Here is a 303-nt window from a genome sequence, read left to right as displayed (position 1 = left end):
CTATTTTGTATTGCTCGACGGACCGCCTCCGTCGTGGTGGCGCAGCCGTGTAAAACTTGTCCCATAGCGCTTCCTTCGAATCGTGCGATAAGGATGCACCATCAAAGCCCGGGACTAAACATTTAGTGATCATCTCGCCGGGACTTGCACGGCGTTATCCTCGATAGATCACGCGGTATGGGTCCCGGCCTTCGCCGGGACGACCCCGTGGCTACGCCTTGAAATACGCGATCTGCGTCGTGGTCGCGAGCAGCCGTCCGTTCGGCGACCACAACTCGGCGTTCTGGTCGGCGTAGCTCTTGT

The 303-nt window shown here is 58.7% G+C and carries 1 pseudogene; it reads right to left on the bottom strand.

Features of this window, described 5'->3' with window-relative positions:
* Positions 1–211: 211 nt before the first annotated feature.
* Positions 212–303, bottom strand: a pseudogene (locus tag G8O24_RS43210) (thioesterase family protein); the annotation flags it as partial.

The sequence above is a fragment of the Bradyrhizobium campsiandrae genome (assembly GCF_014529705.1).
GTDB lineage: Bacteria > Pseudomonadota > Alphaproteobacteria > Rhizobiales > Xanthobacteraceae > Bradyrhizobium > Bradyrhizobium campsiandrae.
Note: the sequence above shows the minus strand (reverse complement) of the source record. Positions and strands in the feature narration are given on the sequence as shown.